This window comes from Geomonas silvestris (genome assembly GCF_014193515.1).
In the GTDB taxonomy this organism is placed as follows: Bacteria; Desulfobacterota; Desulfuromonadia; order Geobacterales; family Geobacteraceae; genus Geomonas; species Geomonas silvestris.
Genome location: NZ_BLXX01000009.1, coordinates 25,706 through 45,413 on the forward strand (window position 1 = coordinate 25,706; position 19,708 = coordinate 45,413).

Below are 19,708 nucleotides of genomic sequence, written 5' to 3' on the forward strand. Positions count from 1 at the left end.
ACACGAAATGGGAAAGATGCTCTCGAGACAGATCAGGGGGTTGAGTTTTAAGACCAGGGTCGCCCTGGTGTTCCTGGTTACCGCCTTATCCAGCATATTCATGTACGAGGGGTGGTACAAGCCGGCCTTCGTACAGGCCGCGGCGACCATCTACAACTTCACCATGGATTCCACGGCGGTGAACGTCGGCCGGGACGGCAGCACCAGTACCGGCGCCAGCGCGATAGCGAGCGGCGCCGGCAAGTTCTCCATGATAACCACGACCCCTGCGACCCGCAGCAGCGCAGCCCTCGGCACCAATACCGCCACCACCGCCGAAACCGTCATCGGCACGGTGTACGGCCCGCAGTACGCCGCGGCGCAGTACCTCTACACCCCGACCCTGGTCATCGCGGGGACCCGCTCCGCCAACGTGAACTGGAAGGCCTATGTCTACGACTACGACCCTGCCGCAGGGGGCGTCGACACCCCGATCTGGACCAGCAACGCCACGGCCCAGACCAGCGGCTCCTCCACCCCGGTGAGCAACGCCCTGACCTTCACCGCCCCGGCCGCCTACCAGATCCCGGCCGGCCACCGCGTGAAGATCGTGGTGAAGGCGTACACCGGTTCCGGCACGGCCACCGCCTCCCTGTGGGCCCGCTACAGCAGCTCGGTCTACTCCTACTTCTCGGTGAACGAGTCGCCGAACCCTCCGGGGCCCGCGCCGACCATCAGCGCACTGACGCCGTCCACCATCGGCCGCGGCGCCAGCAACGTACCGTTCACCATTACCGGCACGAACTTCGACACCAACAACGGGGTGACCGTCACCTCCAGCGGCAACGCCACCATGGGGAGCTACAGCGTGGTCAACGCGACCACCATCAGCGGGTACGTCTCGACCGGCTCGGCCAGCACCAGCGCCTCCAGCTCCACCATCACGGTAACCAACAAAGGGGACGGCCAGAGCGCGACCAGCACACTTACCCTGAGCGCCTCCCCGGGGACCACCAGCATCGCCCCGACCAGCGTCCCGCAGGGGTACACCGGGGACATCGCCGTGACCAGTTCCGGCCTTACCAACAAACCGGGCGTCTCCTTCAGCGGCAGCGGCGTCACGGTTAACAGCGTGACCTACAACAGCGCCACCTCCCTCACCGTCAACGTCACCGTGAGCCCGGTTGCCAGCACCGGCACCCGGGACATCACCATCGTGAACCCGGACTTCGGCACCCGGACCACCACCGGGCTCCTGACCCTCACCGCGGGGCTCCCGGCGATTTCCTCCCTCTCGCCCGCCGGCGCCTACGTCGGCACCGCCAGCCAGGATGTGGCCATCAACGGCAGCTTCTTCGTGAACGGCGCCACGGTAGCCTTCGGCGGCAGCGGCATCACCGTGAAGAACCTGGTCTACAACAGCTCTTCGTCTCTCACGGCGACCGTCTCCGTCGCCGACAACGCCCCCCTGGGGGCCGGCAGCGTCACCGTCAAGAACCCCAACGGCGATACCGGTACCCCCGGCGTCTTTACCGTTCTCAAGCACCCCGAGACCATCGTGGGCCCCATGACGTTCAGCAACGTCACCCAGTCCGGGATGACCGTGAACCAGAACTTCAGCGGCGATGCCAACAACAGCAACACCTGCACCATCAGCTACGGCACCGTGAACGGCAGCTACCCGAACAGCGTGGCCGCCACCAAGGGGGACGGCGTCTGGAGCGCCACCCTCACCAACCTGCCCAGGGGGGTGGACGGCGCAGGCGTCACCTACTACTTCAAAGCCACCTTCGGCTCCCCGGACGGGTTCATCGGTACCAACGTGGCCACCGGCTCGCAGTCCAGCAAGGCGAGCCAGCTCATGCACAACAGCCAGAACCTCGGCTCTGACAAGTGGGCCGCCCAGGGGGGGTGGGGGATAGCCGACGGCAAGGACGGCGCCTACACCTGCTCCACCTGCCACGCCAAGGGAACCGGGAACGCGGGCCTGGTGAGCGGCAGTATCCTCGGCAACCAGGTGGTCTACCAGCAGGCGTTGGGCGACGACAGCGCCCACACCTCCTCCACTAACGTCTGCGAGGTCTGCCACAGCCAGACCGCCTACCACCGTAAAGACAACTCGGTCAACTACACCCCCCACAAGGGGAGCGTGGACTGCACCGGCTGCCACGAACACAACCTGGGGTTCGCGCCCGACTCCGTCGGCGGCAAGGACTGCCTGCTCTGTCATGACACCCTGAGCCAGGGGGCGTACCACCACGCCCTCGATAGCGCGTCGGGATGCCTCAACTGCCATGCCGACCACAACATCTTCCGCGCCGACCTGAACAGCGCCAACAGCATCGGCCGCGCCGCCAACCTGAAACTCGACACCACGATCGCTCCGGCAGCCGGCGCTCCGGGAACCACCTACAGCAATACCGACTTCGTCTCCGGCGCGACCGGCGGCGGCATCTGCGTAAGCTGCCACCAGAGCGCGCAGACCAAGTCCATCGATACCAGCACTCCGAACACGCTGCCGATCGGCAAAGATAGCTTCGCCGCCTCGGCACACAACTACGCGGTGGCTTCGGCCTACAAGAAGGACAACTCCAGCTTCCAGTCCAACTGCTCCAAGTGCCACAACGACACGACTGCGAAGAAGTACCAGGCTGCGGGGAACCAGTTCGGCACCCACGGCTCCGATGTGGCCGACATCCTCTCCCCCTTGGGCGGCGCAACTCCGGATGCTTCCGCCTTCTGCATGCGCTGCCACAGCCGGGCCGCGGACCAGGTCATCAACGGCGGCACCTACAAGTCGCAGGACACCCAGGACTGGTACGGTGCGGCTTCGATGGCAGCCAACGCCGTAGACACCTTCGCCTCCTTCTACACCGCCACCACGACGGTACCGGTACAGAAAGCCTACGGGCACATCCCCGGCGCCTACGCGAACGGTCTGCACACGGCAACCGAGACGCTCGCAGACGTCTCTGCGGCAAAGCATGTCGAATGTGCCGACTGCCACAATGCGCACCAGGCCCGGCCCGGCAGCAACGGTCAAGGGGTCGCGAACGGCAACCTGGGCTCCCCGGCCCTGATCGGCGCCATGGGGGTACAGGTCCCGGCGTCCTGGCCGGCCAACTGGACCGCTCCCGCCCAGAGCGCCTACGGCGCCCTGACGCAAAAGAGCGCAGCCGGCTTCGAATGGCAGGTCTGCTTCAAGTGCCACTCGGGCGCCAACGCCAACGTGACGGCGTGGGGAGGCACCGGCGCCGCGGCGTGGACCGACCTCGGGCTCGCCTTCAACCCGAACAACAAGTCGGCGCACCCGGTCGTGGTAAGCCTGAACAACCAGGTCGGCTCCACCGGCACCAAAGCTCTCGCGGCAAGCCAGATGGTGGCGCCCTGGAAGAACGTGGGGACCCAGACCATGACCTGCTCCGACTGCCACGCCACCGACTCTACCGGCGGCTCGCTCGGGCCCCACGGCTCCGGCGTCAAGTGGATGCTTTCGGGCACCAACAAGGCCTGGCCCTATACCGATGCCGCCAACAACGGCACCTCGTCCGGTTCCTTCTTCACCATCTCCAACCAGGGGACCGGCAGCGGCAGCAAGGGTCTTTTCTGCAAGAACTGCCACGACTGCAGCAGCACCGGCCACGGCAATGTCATCGGCCGGTCCGACCACACCGGTGCGGCGTGCGTCAACTGCCACATCAGGGTGCCCCACGGCGGCAAGGTCTCCCGTCTGATGACCACCCATACGGCAGGCCTCCCCGCACGGTTTGCCCCGGACGGCAACGGAGGCAGCTTCACCGGTATCACCGGGTTCACCAAGGCAAACGGCGTCAGCAGCTACAGCGAAAACGGCAGCTGCAAAACCGACTGCGGCCACCACTCGGGCTCCACGGGGAGCGAAACCTGGTAGGCTCCTTTCCTGCCAGGTCGCAGTAGCTTGAAGAGGAAAAGGCCCAGGGAATCCCTCGGCCTTTTCTACTTATAAAACGGACACACCAGGAGAACCATGGCAACTTGCAGCAAACCCGCAATCTTATTCCTTCGACTGTTCGTTATCGTGCTGCTATTATCGTGCGTCGCCTGCAATTCGGAAACCGGCGAGCAGCGCCAGGTGAAGGCCGCCGTCATGCGCTACACCGACCAGTTGGCGAGCTGCTACAAAAACATGGACATGAACCCCATGCAGCTGGTCGCAACCGCCGACCACGCCGCCAAGCTCTACTCGCACATGGCGGCCCTGGGCGAGGGGCGCGTCCGGCTGGAGTCGAAGCTTAAGACGGTCGCCTTCGACTCCATAAGCTTCCCGAAACCGGAGAGCGCTGCCGTCAGGACCACCGAGACCTGGGACTTCGTCCACGTCAACATCGACCACGGCCAGAGATCGCTTGAGAAGAAGGACTTCCCCTACCAGGTGAGCTACGAGCTGAAAAAAGAGGGCGACCGCTGGCTGGTCGCCGCTACCAGCGTCTCCACTGCCCTGGCGCAACAGAAAACGAACGGGAGATAGGTTCAGCGCATGCTGCAGAGACTTCGAGCGACGCTTACCTCGCGAAAGACGGTCATCGCGCTCCTCATTCTGATCTTCGCCTCGGTGCTCGTCGGCGGCATCGTGCCGCAGCGGGTGGCGACATCCGCCGCGGAACTCGCTGTCTGGCGCGCCTCCCATCCGCGCCTCTTGCCGTGGGCGGAGCGGCTGGGACTGTTTCAGCTGTTCTCCACCCCCTGGTTCGCCGCCCTACTGCTGGTCGCCTCCCTGTCGCTTGCGCTTTCCACGGCCGAGCAATGCCGGTCCGCCTGGCGTAGAACCTTTACCGGCCCTGGCGCCGGAGGGGGCGAGGTTCTCGAGCTCCCTGCCGAGGCCCTTGCAGCTGCGCTGCGCAAGAGGGGCTACGTCCTCATGTCGTCGGGGGAGCTTGCGCGCTTCGTGAGGCATCCCTGGGGGTACTGGGGTAATTTCCTGCTGCACGGCGGCATCGTGCTGGCGACTGCCGCCTCGCTGTACATCGCGGTGACGCAGCAGCGCGGTGCCTTGACCCTGGCCGAGGGGACGGAGGTCCCGCCGCAGGCCCTGTGGAGTTCAGAGGAAAGGGGGGTGCTGGCGCCGCCCTTTAGAAGGGACTTCTCGGTGGGATTGGAGCGCTTGCGCATCGATCTCGGCGCGGGGCGCGGCACCCAGCAGCCGACCGCGGAGCTGCGCTTTGCGGACGCCTCGGAGGGAGGGGGGAGGCGCGCGGTCTCGATAAACGCCCTGTTGAAGCACCGCGGGGTCACGATCTATCAGACCACCAGCTACGGCGATGCCTTTCGGGTCGAGTTCACGGCACCGGACGGCAGCGTGCACCGGGAAGAGTTGCAGCTTCCCTTCCCCAGCGCCGCCGACCAGGCGGGGTACGCCAACTTCAGGCTCCCCTGGCTCGCAGCAGAGCTGTCGGCCAAGTACTACGCGGATGCCGGCTACCGGACCCTGACCAGCAGCAATCCGCTGCTCTTTCTGCGGCTTATGGAGGGGAAGCGGGAACTCGCGCGGGTTTCGCTGAAGACCGGCGAGAGCGGCACCCTGGGGGAGGTCCGGGTCCGGCTGGTCCAGTCCGTGAAATGGACCAAGCTCATCATGGTGCGTATCGCGGGGATCGAGGTCATCTTCCTCGGTTTCTTCGTCATCTGCCTCGGCGCCGCGCTGAACTACTTCGTCGTTCCCCGGGAAATCACCGCAGAGAAGAGCCCCGGGGGGTACCGTATCGGTTGGCGGGCGGCCAGGTTCCCGGAGTTTTATGCAGACGAGTACCGAGACATCATCGAAGAAGTGAGGCAGCAGTGATAATCAACCCGATAGCTCTCTACACCGGCGGCACCTGGTGCGCCGTTTTGTTCTACATCGTCGCCACACTCTGCAACGTCTACGGCGTGCTCTTCAGAAACGGTACGGTCGAGCGGCGCAGCTTCATCCCGCTTTGGATCGGGCTCCTGGTCCACAGCTCCGTCATGGCCTACTGGTGGAGCGTGGTCGGACACGGCCCCTACATGGCGCCGAGCGAGGTACTGACCTCCGACGCCTGGATGGCGGTCTGCCTCTACCTGGTCTGCCTGAAGCCGTATCCCAAGGTGAGGCCGGCAAGCGTCGTGGTGTTCCCGATGACCTTCCTGCTGCTGGCGCTCGCCATGTTCTACAACCCCGGGATCCGCACCCTGCCGGCTACCTTCAGCAGCATCTGGCTCATCATCCACATCGGCCTCTACAAGATCGCCCTGGCCACGCTCCTGATCGCCTTGGCCTTCTCGCTGTTCTACCTGTTGAGGCAGCGACCGAGCCCCGCTCCCTGGCTCATGCGGCTCCCCGAGATCGGCCAGCTCGACGTCTACGCCTACCGCTTCGCCGGTTTCGGCTTCGTCTTCTGGACCATCGGGATGCTGGCCGGCTCCATCTGGGCGTACCAGTCCTGGGGGCGTTTTTGGGGGTGGGATCCCGTGGAAACCTGGTCGCTGGTGACCTGGATGCTCTTTGGGATCTACCTCCATTGCCGCCGCTTCTTCCGCATCTCGGGAAAGGCCGCAGCTGGGTTTTTCATCCTCTGTTTCGTGGTGTCGCTCGTGTCGCTGTTCGTGACCTCCCACATGAACACCTCGATCCACGCCGAGTATTTCAGGTAAGAGGGGAGGGGAGGAGTCCAGGGCCGGAGCCGGCGAGGGGGGGTACGGGGAGCGTGTGGTCGCTTCCGGAAGAGGCTGCCTCATTCGAGGCTCATCCCCGGCGCGGACCGCCTGACCCGCCGAGGGTGATTTGTTATAAATTCGGTTGTTATATCTTTTTGCGTGTGGTATACATCACAAGGCGCGAAGAATTCCGATGCGGGGTGTACGGCAAAAGCCTGCCTCGTCCGACGGTTCCAAGGAGGGAGCTTCTCCAGAGCGGGGACCAGGTGAGAGACGGAGTTTGATTAAAAAATTATAATTTTAAAATCGTTGCAGCCGTAAAACGTTTTTGTGTATTTTTTCTATGTCGCGCAGTAATTCGATACGCCGATAACGATAAGACTAAACCATCCGTGAGGGTGGGGCGGAAAGCCTAGGGTCTTCAAGTCAAGACAGCCGGGATGCCGAATATCATCACTGATATAAAGCACCGGCTTTTTTTGTGCCCGCAAGGGGCGAAAAACCCGGGACCGCACCCCACGGAGAGGTTCCTTCCGATCACCGACCGGCAACAACGGTCCGGTACCTGCCACCTCCCCGAATAAGTACTCAGCATGAGCCTTACCCGATCCGAAGCGCACCCCGCGAGGACAGGGCCAGGATATAAGCTTAACGCCAGAGCAACCCACCGGTTCCCCACGACGGTTGTCGCTGGCGAACGACGCGTCAACGGGCAGCATGAGTCTCCAGTCCAAAGCTGAAGCCCTCTCTCCGGGGAGCTGCGGGCGGACCTTCTTGTTGCACCATCAACACCGTAATTGAGGGAGGATTCCACGGCATGAATTTATCTAACCAGCTGGATGCGCGAGGCCGTTTCTTTTGCAAAAAGGTGGCAGCTGCTGCGCTGACTACTGCGGCAACACTCTTGTTCCTCTGTTCTGCGATCCTCGTTGCGCCTGCGCCTAGTTTCGCCAAAGAGGTACCGCGCCTGGAGCGCGAGCCCGCCAACGCGAAGGTCCTCCAGCTCTACTACAACACCAAGGACAAGCGCGAATACATCTACAACGGGCAGGAATGGGTGCCGCACGACGCGTCCATCAACAGCTACGTCCTGAAGAAATACAAAAAGCCGAAACAAACCAGCGGAAACGGCATGGCTGCAGGCAGCTCGACGGTTGGATATCCGTAAGGGGTCGATACATGAAAAAAATACTTGCCATATCGCTTTGTTCTGCGGCGCTCATCGTGGCGGTGCTGAGTTCGGTGGGGAATGCCACCAACTACTGCCTTGACGCGAAGAACAACGACCTCTGCCCCGACGTGATGCACACCAAGCATCAGTCCTTCATGAACGACTGCAAGGCGTGCCACAACATGACCGGGTCGTTCATGGCGGCTGGCACCTTCTTCAAAGACAGCTCGAAGGGGGCTTTCTGGCCCGGCGGTCCGACTCCGGTGTACGTCCCCTCCGGCAACTGGAGCACGCCGCAGGCCAACACCCCGGCCAGTTGCACGAACATAGCCTGTCACGGTGTCCCCGCCGGCACCTACACCTACTACATCTGGGACTACGGCGCAAACACCTCGGTGCCCGTCACCGTCAACTACGGCGGGATGAGCAACGCGACCGCCCTCTGGCAGGACAATGCCACCACCAACTGCAACAGCTGCCACGGCAACCCCCCCCAGAACGGGAACAACTGGCACAGCGGTTCTCACGGCGGCGGCGACAACTGCGACCTGTGCCACCCCGACGCCAAGTCGAACATGTCACCGGACGGAACGACCATCATCTCGAATTACATCACAGCGCCGAGCCAGCACCAAAACGGTACTGTCGACGTAGCGGCCAAGTTCACGTCGAAATGTTTCGGATGCCATTGATAGGTGTCTTTGCACCACTATACGCATAAGCGGTTTGGGAGCCAGATAATGAAAAAACAGTTGTTTATAACACTCTGCATTGGTGTGCTTGGCATGGTGACAAGTATCAATGCCGGCGCAGTGGACGCTCCTCACGTCAGTTCCTGCATAACGTGTCATAACTCGACGGCACCGACGGACAGTAACGTCATAAACGGTAACTGCCTGACCTGTCACAGCACAACTGGCTCCTCTGCGTACAAGTTCTCGAATGCCGACCAGGGCAACACCTCGCATCGCTGGGGGGGGAGCGTCACCAACCCCGCTGCGGGTGCCCAGGCGCCGGCCGACGGGGTGCTGGTCCAGGGGCAGGACTATACCGGGTCCCAGCTTGCCTGTACCAACTGTCACAACCCCCATGTGAACAAGAACACCAGGTACCTGCGGGAGGCCAACGACACCGACCAGATGTGCTTCGACTGCCACCGGTCGCGCGTCGCGCCCACCGCGGCAACCGGGAGCCACCCGGTGCTCGTCGGTTACAGTGCGGCAGCCAAGGCAGCGCCCGCGAAATTCGTCGGCACCACCCCGGTCAACGCCAATCCCAGCAACCCGACCTCGGATCTCGGCAGCAAGCTGAGCGCTGACGGCAAGGTGATCTGCTCGACCTGTCACGGAGTGCATGGCGCGGATTCCCGCAGCTCGAACTACGTGAACGGCTTCAAGAACCTCAGTACCGGGGACGGCAACCTGCTGCGCACCAACCCGCGCGGGGCGGCCGTTGCCTTGGGAACCCCGGACAAGATGAACCTCTGCACCAACTGCCACGCCGGCAAGACGAACCACAACGCCAGGGGGCAGGACATCCAGTGCCTCGACTGCCACGGCGCCCACGTGGACTACGATCCCAACGACCCGACCGGTGCGCTGGGGCCGAACATCAAGCTGATCCGGAGAAACCTGCCGGGGAAAAGCAAGCAGGTGTTCTTCCGCTATACCGGCAGCCGCATGGAGTACAAAAACGTAGCCGGAACCGGTGTCTGCGAAGGGTGCCACACCCCGCCCGCCTCCATTGCGGAGCACGCGAGCACCGACCCCAGGGTCTGCAGCAAGTGCCACAGCCACAACAGCACCGCGGGGTCCTTTACCGCGTCGTGCGATACCTGCCACGGCAATCCGCCGACGGTCACCAAGTGGTTCGACCCGGGTACGGCGCACCCGACCGCCTACACCAACTGCAGCATGTGCCACAACACCGATCCTTCGGCGCACCAAAACGGCGTGCTCGACGTGTACAAGACCTGCAACGGCTGCCACGGTTTCCCGCCGGCCTATGCGAACGGTAACCCCAAGGTGAACAGCCACGGCACCCACAGCTACACCTGCGACAAGTGCCACGCCAGTACGACCTCGAACGGGACCACCATCACCACCCCCGCGAACCACATGAACGGCACCTACGACCTGCAGGCGGGCACCGGCGCAACCTTCACCTATCAGTACTCCTCCACGGGGGGGACCTGCTCCAACGTGAGCTGCCACTCGGGTAACGGCATCATCGCGAACGTGGCCGCCGCCAAGTGGGGGACCTCGCTTGGCTGCAACGGCTGCCACGGCGACGCCTCGAGCCTCGCGACCTACGCCCACGCCAAACACGTGAACCCGGCGACCGGCAGGGGGTACACCTGCGATACCTGCCACGGCGCCACCGTCTCCGGTTCCACGAACATCGTCAACGCGAGCCTGCACGGCAACGGCGTGCGCGACGTCGCCGCCTTCTACAACGCGGCGGCCGCCACCTGCACCACCGCCTGCCACGGCAGCGTGACCCCCAACTGGAAGACCCCGTCGACCGGGGCGTGCGGCACCTGCCACAAGGCGCTCTCCACCACCACCGGCGGCCTGGTCGCCAGTAACGGGCACGGCGCCCACTACAGCGCGGCCTACGGTCCGAAGCTCGACCCGACCTCGGGGAACTCCTGCTCCGCCTGCCACGTCTATACCGGCGAGCTCGGCGCGAACCACGCAAACGGCGTACTCAACCTGAACGCGGGCTTCTCGACCAACGGCGCCTGCCTGGGCTGCCACAACCAGACCACCAACTGGGCCGGCGGCAGGGTTACCTGCGAGAGCTGCCACGCTACCACCGGCGGCGCGCTCTCCGTCATCAACGGGATCACCGCTCCGGACAAGACGCTGGCGGCGAGCCAGGGGCATGGCCGTCCGGGGATCGGGCAGGCCTGCACCGGCTGCCACGACTCGACGAGCAACCACATCTCCTCTGCCCTGGGGACCACGAACCGCCTGCTGAGCGCCTACGTCGGCGCGCTCAACGTGGAGTGCAACGCCTGCCACCAGGATTCCACCAAGGTAACTGCCGCGTCCCTGAACATGAGCACCCACGTCACCGTGAAAGGCGGGAGCGCGAACATGGCCTGCGCCTCGTGCCACGAGCCGCACGGCAGCAGCAACATCTCGATGCTGCGCTCGAGCATCAACGGGAGCACCATCACCGTTAGCGATCCGATCAACGGGCTGGTGGACAACGTCACCAACCGCGGCCTGTGCCAGGTCTGCCACACCCTGACCAGCCACTACCGCGCCGGCGTCCCCGAGACCGGGCACTACACCAGCAACTGTCTCAACTGCCACAGCCACAACGCCAGCGCGGGGGCCTTCAAGCCGGTCGGCGGTTCCTGCGACTCCTGCCACGGGTATCCTCCCGCACCGAAGATGCCGAAGCTCGCCTTCGGGGTGCAGGGCGTCTGGTCCAGCGCGCGCTTCGAGGACTACTCCGGCGGCGGCGGCGCGCACCTCGTGGCGGCGCACATCGCGCCCAACGCCAAGCCGTCCGAGGGCTTCGCGAACTGCAACATGTGCCACAACGGCGGCAGGACCGGCTCCACGACGTACCACCAGATGGTCACCCCGGTCTCCACCCACATCTCCAACGTGCACGTGGAGATAGATCCGAAGTTCCGCTTCGGGGACGGGTTTGCGACCTACACCGGTGCGAAGCTGGTCAATCCGCCGGCGCGCAACGTAACCGGCAGCTGTTTCAACGTAAGCTGCCACATGACCAAGACCCCGCGCTGGTCTATCGAGCGCTAGCAGGGGAACGCCGATCAAGCCGGCGGCTGAAGCTCAGCCGCCGGCGCAATCGGGAGCTTTTACGGTGCAGTAGTTAAGATAGCTGGCGGGAGAAGGGGCGTGAACGAACCGAGAGGGGAGTGGCGTCCGGGTAGAGTCCGCCGGAAGAAAAGAGAATAGAGATCAGCAGAAGAAAGCCCCCACGGTTCATTGGACCGGTGGGGGCTTTTGCTTTTGGCCTGTCGGAGGATTTCCCGAGAGCAGCATCCCCCCTCCCTCGACGGGAGGGGGCCGGGGGGGTGGGCGAAGCTGCCATCTGCGCTGAGGTGGCGCCTTCCCCCTCACCCTGTTCCGAAAGGGGAGAGGGGACCTGGCTGGACGGCATTCCCGGAATTCCAGGAGGAACCCTTCACTTCTGGGGGCGGCTAACCCGTCAGGCAAAGAGCGGGACGCTCGCGCCCAGGCCGTGCACCACGCTGGTGAAGGCGTCTTTTTGCTCCAGCTTTCCGGCTCCGAAGCGCTCCTCGAACAGACGGCGGATCACCGGGATCTTCGAGGTGCCGCCGGTCAAAAAGACGGTGTCGATATCCCGGTGCGTCAGCCCCGACTTCCGCACCACCTCGTCGATGCAGTGGGCTATCTGGGAGAGGTTCCCGCCGTTCATCTCCTCGAACTCCTTTTTGGTTATCTCCTCGTTCAGCACGAGATCGCGCTCCTTAAAGCAGACCCGGGCCTCGTCGCGCTCGGACAGCTCGCACTTCGCCTTCTCGATGGACTGGAAGAGGAAGAAACCGTAGTTGTCGCCGATCAGGTGCTCCAGGTTCTCGATGGCCTGCCGGTCGGTCGCCGCGTTCTTGATGAGCCTGATCTGCTCCCGGATCTTGCGGGTGCGCAGCAGCGGGATCCGGTGCCACTGGCACAGGGTGGAGATGATGCTGAGCGGTATGTCGAAATACTCCTCTTTCCCCATCCCGCGGTACCGGACCCCCCGGCCGAAGTGCCTGGCGATCTTCTCCCACATGATCTGCGAGTCGAACTTGTCTCCCGCCGTGTAGACACCACCCACCGCGAGGACGTCGCTGTGCCGGTCCGAGCGCTCGAAGGCGCCGCCGCGTACCCGGATCACGCTGAAGTCCGAGGTCCCGCCTCCGAAGTCGCCGATGAAGACCACCCGTTCGGTCCCTGCCGCAAGCGACTGCTCGAAGGAGAGCGCGGCCGCCACGGGCTCGAGCTGGAAGAAGATCCGGCGGAACCCCGCCGCGCGGGCCGCCTTCTCAAGCCTCGCCTGGGCCAGGGCATCCTTCTCGGGATCCTCGGAGAAGACGACCGGCCGCCCGAGGACGACGCTGTCTACCGTGCAGCCGAGGTAGGCCTCCCCCTTCGCCTTGATCTTTCTGAGGATGACGGCGACCAGGTCCTCGATGCCGTACTTCTTGCCGAACACCTCGGTCCCCTCGAAGCTGCGGTTGGGGAGGAAGGTCTTGATCGACTGCATGAAGCGGCCGGCGGCCCCTTCGCTCACGTACTGGGCGATCGCCTCCTGCCCCGCGAACACCTCGTGGTCTTCGGTGAAGTAGAGGACCGAACGCATGAGGGAACTCCCCGGGTTCAGCTCGTCGATGGGGATGACTTCGACCCGGTTGTCGCGGTAGATGGAAAGCGCGGAATTGGTGGTGCCGAAGTCGATGCCGAAAACGATGCTCATGTAGACAACTCCTGAAAAAAACAGCGAGGGCGGGTGCCAAGGCCCGCCCTCGCGACTAGTACCGGATTATGGTTCCCTGTGCTGCATCCACCCAGGCGCGGCCCTCGAGCCGGGAGGCTCAGGAGGCATGTCGGGCGAGGGACCGGTATGTTTAGCAGAAAGGGGAGGATATCGGCAAGTATATAATCGCTCGCCGTGGCATTTTTGCCAAGAGGTGCGGAGAGGGCGAGGCTCAGGCGCTAACGACACCTTGCCAGGGTGAAAGGCCCGCACGGTCTCGCCGCTGTTGACATGCCTCTTCAGTCGGTGTATCCAGATACGCTGCCCTGCGCGGGCGAACACGCAACCGAGGAGCCACTTTGCCATCTCATAACGGAATAAGCAGAGGCATCATCGCCGCCGCCTGCACGCTTCTTATGCTGAACCTGGGGACGGTGTACGCCTGGAGCTTCTTCCAGAAACCGCTCTGCGAGACGTACGGCTGGTCCAACAGCCAGGTGGTCTGGACCTTCAGCCTCGCCATCAGCTTTTTGGGGCTATCGGCTGCGGCCGGCGGCCTCCTAATCCCCAAGACCGGGCCGCGACCGCTGGCGCTTGCGGGTGCCGTCCTCTTCGGCTCGGGGTACTTCCTGGCCGCTCTCGCCCTGCGCCTGCACTCGCTGCCGCTTCTTTGGCTCGGCTACGGGGTGATCGGGGGGATCGGGCTGGGGCTTGGCTACGTGACCCCCGTCGCCACGGTATCGAAGTGGTTTCCGGACCACAAGGGGGTGGCGACCGGGACGGTCGTGATGGGGTTCGGCTTCGGCGCGCTGCTCATGTCGAAGCTGGTCGCCCCGTTTCTCCTGGCGAGGACGGGGGGGGACCTGGTGTCGGCCTTCACGGCGATGGGGGTGCTGTTCCTGGTCCTGTCGCTCGCGGCGGCGGCCTTCGTGCGCAATCCGCCGGCTTCCTGGGTGCCTCCTGTGGCTTTGGCCAAGGGTGCTTCGGACGGTGAGGGGGCGCAGCTGGGGGCCGGAAGCTGCATCGCCTCCGGGGCGTTCCTCCTCATGTGGCTCATCTTCTTTTGCAACATAACCGCGGGGATCGCCCTGATAGGGTTCCAGTCGCCGCTGTTCCAGGAGGTCTGCGCGAAAAACGACCCCGCGCTCGGCAAGGAACTGCTGGCGGCCTACGGCGGGACCATGATCGCGGCGAGCTCGGTCTTCAACGGCATCGGGCGCTTTTTCTGGGGCGCGCTCTCGGACCGCCTGGGGCGCAGCCGGACCTTCAGCGTGATCCTCGGTTCGCAGGTCGCGGCGTTCGCCCTCTTGATGCAGACCTCGCAGCCCTGGCTGTTTGCGGTCCTGGTCTGCTACATCCTGCTCTGCTACGGCGGCGGGTTCGGGACCATGCCTTCCTTCGTGCTGGACCGTTTCGGGGCGCGGGTCATGCCGGCGGTGTACGGGGCGACCCTCACCGCCTGGTCGGCCGCCGGGATCGCGGGGCCGCAGCTCGTGGCGCTGCTTAAGGACCGCTACGCGGGGAGCCCCGGGGTGGCTTCGGGGTACAGCTTCGCCGCCGCCATCGGGCTGCTCGGCGTCGGGTTCGTGCTGTCGTTCTTCGTGACGGAGCGAACAGGGACGAAAACCGGATAGCCACGGAGGCACGGAGTACACGGAGAACAACACGGCAATACAAAATGAGCCACAGAGAAGATCCGAGGGGAATTTGAGAACGGCAAAGACCAGGATGAAAATCCTGAAGCCTCTCTCCGTGACCTCCGTGTCTCCGTGGCAATGGGGAAGGATACCTACGAGATGAAAATTTGGATCGATGCCGATGCCTGCCCGCGGGTCATCAAGGAGATCGTCTTCCGTGCTTCGGAACGCCTCCAGATCCCGGTCGACCTGGTCGCCAACAAGGGGCTCGCCAAACACGAGACCAAGCTGATCCGCTCGATCGTGGTCGCGGACGGCTTCGACGTCGCCGACGACTACATCGCCGAACACGCGGCACCTGAAGACCTGGTGATTACGGCCGACATCCCGCTGGCCGCGAGGGTCGTCGCCAAGGGGGGCCTCGCGCTCGACCCGCGCGGCGAACTCTACTCGGAGGAGAACATCGGCGAACGGCTCGCCATGCGCGACCTGATGACGGAACTCCGCTCGGGGGGAATGCCCCTGGGCGGCCCCGCTCAGTTCAGCCTGACCGACCGGCAACGCTTCGCCTCTTCGTTCGACCGCCTGATAACGCGGCTGCACAAAGGGGAGCGACCCTGATCCTGCGGCCTACGACCTGGGGCTCACCGGGAACGAGGCTTCGAATCGGGACTGCACCCGCAAGGCTACCTTGACGATCTCGGGGTCGAAGTGGGCTCCGGCGCTCTCGACGAGCATCGCCATGGTCCGCTCGTGGCTCAGCCCGTTCCGGTAGCAGCGATCGGAGCGCAGCGCATCGTAGACGTCCGCTACCGCCATGATCCTGGCAGAGAGCGGAATGTTCCTTCCCACCAGCCCATCCGGATAGCCGTTGCCGTCCCAGCGCTCGTGGTGGTACAGGGCTATCTCTATCCCCATCCCGATGAAGAGGTTCCCCGGGTACTCGTTGAATACGGACTGCAGGGTCTCGGCACCTATGGTGGTATGGGTCTGAATGGTCTCGTACTCTTCCGCGCTCAAACCGCCACGCTTGAGAAGCACGGCATCGGGAATGGCGATCTTGCCGATGTCGTGCAGCGGCGCCGCATGCTGGATGCAGGTGACGAAGTCGTCGGTGATCTGGTTTTGGTAGAGGGAATCCCTGCCGAGCTCGAACGCCAACAGCCGGCAGAGCTCGCGCACCCGCTCGAGGTGCTGTCCGGTCGATTCGTCGCGGTACTCGGCCAGTTTGGCCATGGCAAAGATGGTCGCCGCCTGCGCCTCGAACAGCTTCCTCACCACCCGTTCCGCGTTTTTCTGGTTCTCCAACCGTTCGTGCAGCGCGCTCATCTTCAGGTGGGTCCCGACGCGGGCCAGTACCTCCTCGTTGCAAAACGGCTTGGCGATGTAGTCCACACCCCCTGCATCGAACCCCTGGACCACGGCTGAGGTGCCGTCCAGCCCGCTGATGAAGAGGACCGGGATCTCCCTCAGGTCGTCGCGTGCCTTCAGTCTCCTGCAGAGGTCGAAACCGTTCTCTCCGGGGAGGACGACATCGAGGAGGATGAGGTCGGGCGACCAGTCGCAGGCCGTGCTCAATACCGCGGAACCGTCGTGCAATAGCTTCGTCTGGTAGCCCTGGGACTCGAGGATGAACTGCAGCATGGACGCCGTCAGCGGCTCGTCGTCCACCACGAGAACCTTGCCACCGTCCCCTTCTTTTGTCCCGGATCTCTGCATCGGTTTCCCCTCGGCGTCAAAGCCGCGCGTCGCGGTCTCTCTCCGCGCCGCTGCCCCAACCTGCCGCTCCTACGCTCTTATCGGAGTTTCTCCTTCTGTCATGAGGAAATAGATCCCGGGCTCTGAAGGGGAGGGGCAGGCCGCCGCCGAACCGCTTGCCAACGTCGTTTCTCCGTGCTCCCCGCCGCTTTTCCCCGGGCTTCCTGCCCGCCTCCCCAAAAGGTCTCTTCCGTCTCAGGAGGGCTGGTCCAGCACTTCGCGCACCTTGCCGGCCAGGGCCGGGAGGAGGAAGGGCTTCTGCAGGAAATGGATCCCTTCCTCGAGGACGCCGTGGTGGGCGATGACGTCGGCGGTGTAGCCGGACATGAAGAGGCACTTGAGGCCGGGGCGCTCACCCCGAAGCCGCCCGGCGAGTTCCTTGCCGTTCATCCCGGGCATGATGACGTCGGTCAGCAAGAGGTCGATCTGCTTCTTATAGCTCCCCGCCATCCGGATCGCCTCTTCCGGCCCGCCGGACGCCAGGACCCGGTACCCCTGGCTCTGCAGGAGCGCGCAGGTCATCCCGAGCATGCCGGGCTCGTCCTCCACCAATAAGACCGTCTCGCTCCCTCTGGGCAAGGCACCGCTCACCACCTGCCTGGGGGGGGGGCCGCGGCCCCGCTGTGCCGGGGGACCCCTATGGTGAAGGTGGATCCCTCCCCGGCCTCGCTGCGGACGCTGACGAACCCGTGGTTCTGCTTGACGATCCCGTAGATGGTGGCAAGCCCCAGGCCGGTCCCTTCCCCGACCCCTTTCGTGGTGTAGAAGGGGTCGAAGATGTGGGGGAGGGTCTCCCGGTCCATGCCGCAGCCGTTGTCGCTCACCGAGACCCAGACGTACTCCCCCGAGCCTGCCTCGGGATGGTTCGCCCGGTAGGTCGCGTCCGCCAGGGCGGTGCCGGTCCGGATGACGATGCGCCCGCTAGCGGTGATGGCATCCCGGGCGTTGACGCAGAGGTTCGCCATGATCTGGTCCACCTGCGAGGGGTCCATGAGGACCGGCCAGATCCCGCTCCCCGGCTCGAAGACGAGCTCGATGTCCTCCCCGATGAGCCGCTGCAGCATCTTGAGCATCTGCGAGATGGCGTCGTTGATGTCGATGAGCTTCGGCTCGATGGCCTGCTTGCGGGCAAAGGCCAGCAGCTGCCGGGTGAGGGCGGAGGAACGCTCGGCGGCCGCGTTGATCGCCTGCAGGTGATCGTGGCTCGGGTGCTCGGGAGGGGTATCCATGAGCCCCAGGGCGGCGTGCCCGATGATGACCCCGAGCATGTTGTTGAAGTCGTGGGCGACGCCCCCCGCCAGGCGCCCCACGGATTCCATGCGCTGGGCCTGCTGCAGCTGTTTCTCGAGGTCGAGGCGCTCCACCTCGGACCACCTGCGGATCAAGGCGCTCCCGAGATAGGCGGCGATCCCCTCCAGGTGCTGGATCAGCTCCTCGCTGAAGCGGTCCTTGCGGCGATCGTTGCACTGGATCAACCCGACGATCCGGTCCTTGTAGCGGATGGGAACCAGGGCCAAAGAGGCGTATCCCAGGCGGATGCACTCGCTGCGGGACCGGGTGCGGGACGCCCGGACGTCGTGCAGCGGCAAGAGCTTAAAGGTGTCGTTGGTCCAGAGGCTGCCGGCGGGGGTGGCAAGGGGATGCCCCTCGGGGATGGCGCCGGAAAGGACCATGCCGCAGGTGCACTCGAGACGCACCTTGCCGTGCTCGTCGCGGCAGCTGGTCCCGTCGGGGAGGCGCTCGATCAGGGTGTTCTCGGCCATCAGGAAGTCGGGGGGGAATCCCGCCTGGACCAGGTAGGGGAAATCGTCCCCCTCCTGCAGCCGTATCCCCACGGCGTCCAGGTCGAGCCGCTCCCGCACCAGGGCCGCGACCTCCTCGACGGCCCCCTTGAACTCCCGGGATTCGTTGAGCACCTGCAGGACCTGCTTGCCCAACTCGCGCTGTATTTCTGCCTGCTTGCGCTCGGTGATGTTGTGGTCCATGCCGCGGTAGCCGCAGAAGGTGCCCCGGCTGTCGTAGAAGGGGACGCCGCTGGTCTCCAGCACCACCAGACGGCCATCCTTGTGCCGGTTGGTGTTCTCCAGGCGGAAAAACGGTTCCTGCCGGGCCGCGATCCCGCCGAAGATCTCCCTGATACGCTCCGCCTCGGCTTCGGGCATCAGGTCGAACGGGGTCTTCCCCAGCACCTCGTCGGAGCGGTAGCCCAAAAGCTCTTCGACCTGGGGGCTCGCGTGGGTGTAGACGGCGTTGGCGTCGACCTCCCAGATCCAGTTGTGGGAGGAGGCGATCAGCTGTTCGTGCCGCTCTTCCTTCTCCTTGAGGGCCTGGTGGGTCCGCTCGAAGTAGACGAGCACCAGCCCCATGGCGATGCTGGTGGCCAGGACGCTGCCGATGATGAAGCCCCAGGGGGCGAACCATTCGATGGGGCGCAGGATCGGGTAGTCGGCCTGGTGGATCCCCCAGACGATGAAGGACCACCCGGTGATCCGGCTGGCCAGCTCTTCGCGGGCCCCCTTAAGGAACTGGATCCCGATGTGGATGTAGGTGTAGGAGAGAAAGGCGAAGATGGGGACGACGACTAAGAGGGGCGGCAGGTGCAGCGAGAGGGCGAGCACCGTCCAGCTCCCGATGAGGAACCCGATGAGGAACTCGATCCGGCCGACGGGCTTGCCGATGAAGAGCCGGGTGCCGGTCAAAAGCAGCACCGCGCTGGCGATGATGCAGAGGTAGTTGATCTCCTTGAGGAGGAGGTTGCCGGGCCAGAACACCGAGGCGATGAGGAAGAGGTACCTGCAGGTGTGCACCCCCCAGGCATAGGCCCAGATCTTCATGAACCTTTCGCGGTAGGTGTAGTGGAGGTAGGTGTTGACCATGGTCAGAACGAAGACGGAACTGGCTGTCGCCGCACCAGCAATGATGATCCAAGGCATGCTCTCTCCAGTCGGCAGAGACATTTCACCACAAGGTTATGCGATTCGCGTATCGCCGGCAGTGCCGCACTCGATCACAAAAGGTGCGCGTGCCCAGGTGACGTATCGGACGG

Annotated in this window: 13 protein-coding genes and 1 riboswitch; of the genes, 9 read left to right on the top strand and 4 right to left on the bottom strand. The window is 64.3% G+C overall.

Features of this window, described 5'->3' with window-relative positions; translation table 11 throughout:
- Positions 1 to 7: 7 nt before the first annotated feature.
- The 7 genes from GMST_RS14180 to GMST_RS14205 all read left to right on the top strand — a co-directional run bounded on the left by GMST_RS14180 (position 8) and on the right by GMST_RS14205 (position 11,583).
- Positions 8 to 3,889 carry a cytochrome c3 family protein gene (locus GMST_RS14180; RefSeq protein ID WP_183355343.1) on the top strand — a complete coding sequence of 1,294 codons (3,882 nt, stop codon included), beginning with the start codon at positions 8 to 10 and terminating at the stop codon, positions 3,887 to 3,889.
- A gap of 96 nt (positions 3,890 to 3,985) precedes the next feature.
- Complete coding sequence (locus GMST_RS14185; protein ID WP_183355344.1) at positions 3,986 to 4,486, top strand: hypothetical protein; 501 nt, start codon at positions 3,986 to 3,988, stop codon at positions 4,484 to 4,486.
- Positions 4,487 to 4,495: 9 nt separating this feature from the next.
- Complete coding sequence (locus GMST_RS22265; RefSeq protein WP_246399644.1) at positions 4,496 to 5,797, top strand: cytochrome c biogenesis ResB family protein; 1,302 nt, start codon at positions 4,496 to 4,498, stop codon at positions 5,795 to 5,797.
- On the top strand, positions 5,794 to 6,627 hold the full coding sequence (locus tag GMST_RS14190) for a cytochrome c biogenesis protein (protein WP_308936498.1): 834 nt from the start codon (positions 5,794 to 5,796) through the stop codon (positions 6,625 to 6,627). The genes GMST_RS22265 and GMST_RS14190 overlap by 4 nt, the downstream gene beginning before the upstream one ends.
- A gap of 373 nt (positions 6,628 to 7,000) precedes the next feature.
- Positions 7,001 to 7,078, top strand: a riboswitch (cyclic di-GMP riboswitch).
- 369 nt (positions 7,079 to 7,447) lie between these two features.
- Complete coding sequence (locus GMST_RS14195; RefSeq protein WP_183355346.1) at positions 7,448 to 7,798, top strand: hypothetical protein; 351 nt, start codon at positions 7,448 to 7,450, stop codon at positions 7,796 to 7,798.
- An 11-nt stretch (positions 7,799 to 7,809) separates the two neighbouring features.
- A complete protein-coding gene (locus GMST_RS14200) occupies positions 7,810 to 8,493 on the top strand; it encodes a hypothetical protein (RefSeq protein ID WP_183355347.1) in 684 nt (227 codons plus the stop codon).
- A 93-nt stretch (positions 8,494 to 8,586) separates the two neighbouring features.
- Entirely contained in the window at positions 8,587 to 11,583 is a 2,997-nt protein-coding gene (locus GMST_RS14205; RefSeq protein WP_183355348.1) for a CxxxxCH/CxxCH domain c-type cytochrome, read from the top strand.
- Positions 11,584 to 11,995: 412 nt separating this feature from the next.
- On the opposite strand, the gene GMST_RS14210 is transcribed toward GMST_RS14205, so the two are convergent.
- Positions 11,996 to 13,267: an Hsp70 family protein gene (locus GMST_RS14210; protein ID WP_183355349.1), complete on the bottom strand. Its 1,272-nt coding sequence runs from the start codon at positions 13,265 to 13,267 to the stop codon at positions 11,996 to 11,998.
- 359 nt (positions 13,268 to 13,626) lie between these two features.
- Between GMST_RS14210 and GMST_RS14215 the strand changes: the two genes are divergently transcribed.
- Positions 13,627 to 14,901 carry an L-lactate MFS transporter gene (locus tag GMST_RS14215; protein ID WP_246399646.1) on the top strand — a complete coding sequence of 425 codons (1,275 nt, stop codon included), beginning with the start codon at positions 13,627 to 13,629 and terminating at the stop codon, positions 14,899 to 14,901.
- Between the two features lie 162 nt (positions 14,902 to 15,063).
- Positions 15,064 to 15,525 (top strand): YaiI/YqxD family protein, encoded by a 462-nt coding sequence (locus GMST_RS14220; RefSeq protein ID WP_183355350.1) that lies wholly within the window; start codon positions 15,064 to 15,066, stop codon positions 15,523 to 15,525.
- A gap of 9 nt (positions 15,526 to 15,534) precedes the next feature.
- Here the strand turns inward: GMST_RS14220 and GMST_RS14225 are convergent, their stop codons facing one another.
- From GMST_RS14225 to GMST_RS14235, 3 genes are all read right to left on the bottom strand, one after another.
- On the bottom strand, positions 15,535 to 16,623 hold the full coding sequence (locus GMST_RS14225; RefSeq protein ID WP_183355351.1) for an HD domain-containing phosphohydrolase: 1,089 nt from the start codon (positions 16,621 to 16,623) through the stop codon (positions 15,535 to 15,537).
- Between the two features lie 234 nt (positions 16,624 to 16,857).
- Positions 16,858 to 17,241, bottom strand: coding sequence for a response regulator (locus GMST_RS14230; protein WP_183355352.1), 384 nt, complete (start codon positions 17,239 to 17,241; stop codon positions 16,858 to 16,860).
- Positions 17,242 to 17,249: 8 nt separating this feature from the next.
- A complete protein-coding gene (locus GMST_RS14235; protein ID WP_183355353.1) occupies positions 17,250 to 19,595 on the bottom strand; it encodes a PAS domain S-box protein in 2,346 nt (781 codons plus the stop codon).
- Positions 19,596 to 19,708 lie beyond the last annotated feature (113 nt).

Excerpts from the sequence above, each read along its gene's own strand:
- GMST_RS14195 (WP_183355346.1), top strand. The coding sequence starts at position 7,448 with ATGAATTTATCTAACCAGCTGGATGCGCGAGGCCGTTTCTTTTGCAAA.
- GMST_RS14205 (WP_183355348.1), top strand. The coding sequence starts at position 8,587 with ATGGTGACAAGTATCAATGCCGGCGCAGTGGACGCTCCTCACGTCAGT.
- GMST_RS14210 (WP_183355349.1), bottom strand. The coding sequence starts at position 13,267 with ATGAGCATCGTTTTCGGCATCGACTTCGGCACCACCAATTCCGCGCTT.
- GMST_RS14180 (WP_183355343.1), top strand. The coding sequence starts at position 8 with ATGGGAAAGATGCTCTCGAGACAGATCAGGGGGTTGAGTTTTAAGACC.
- GMST_RS14220 (WP_183355350.1), top strand. The coding sequence starts at position 15,064 with ATGAAAATTTGGATCGATGCCGATGCCTGCCCGCGGGTCATCAAGGAG.
- GMST_RS14225 (WP_183355351.1), bottom strand. The coding sequence starts at position 16,623 with ATGCAGAGATCCGGGACAAAAGAAGGGGACGGTGGCAAGGTTCTCGTG.
- GMST_RS14185 (WP_183355344.1), top strand. The coding sequence starts at position 3,986 with ATGGCAACTTGCAGCAAACCCGCAATCTTATTCCTTCGACTGTTCGTT.
- GMST_RS14235 (WP_183355353.1), bottom strand. The coding sequence starts at position 19,595 with ATGCCTTGGATCATCATTGCTGGTGCGGCGACAGCCAGTTCCGTCTTC.
- GMST_RS22265 (WP_246399644.1), top strand. The coding sequence starts at position 4,496 with ATGCTGCAGAGACTTCGAGCGACGCTTACCTCGCGAAAGACGGTCATC.
- GMST_RS14200 (WP_183355347.1), top strand. The coding sequence starts at position 7,810 with ATGAAAAAAATACTTGCCATATCGCTTTGTTCTGCGGCGCTCATCGTG.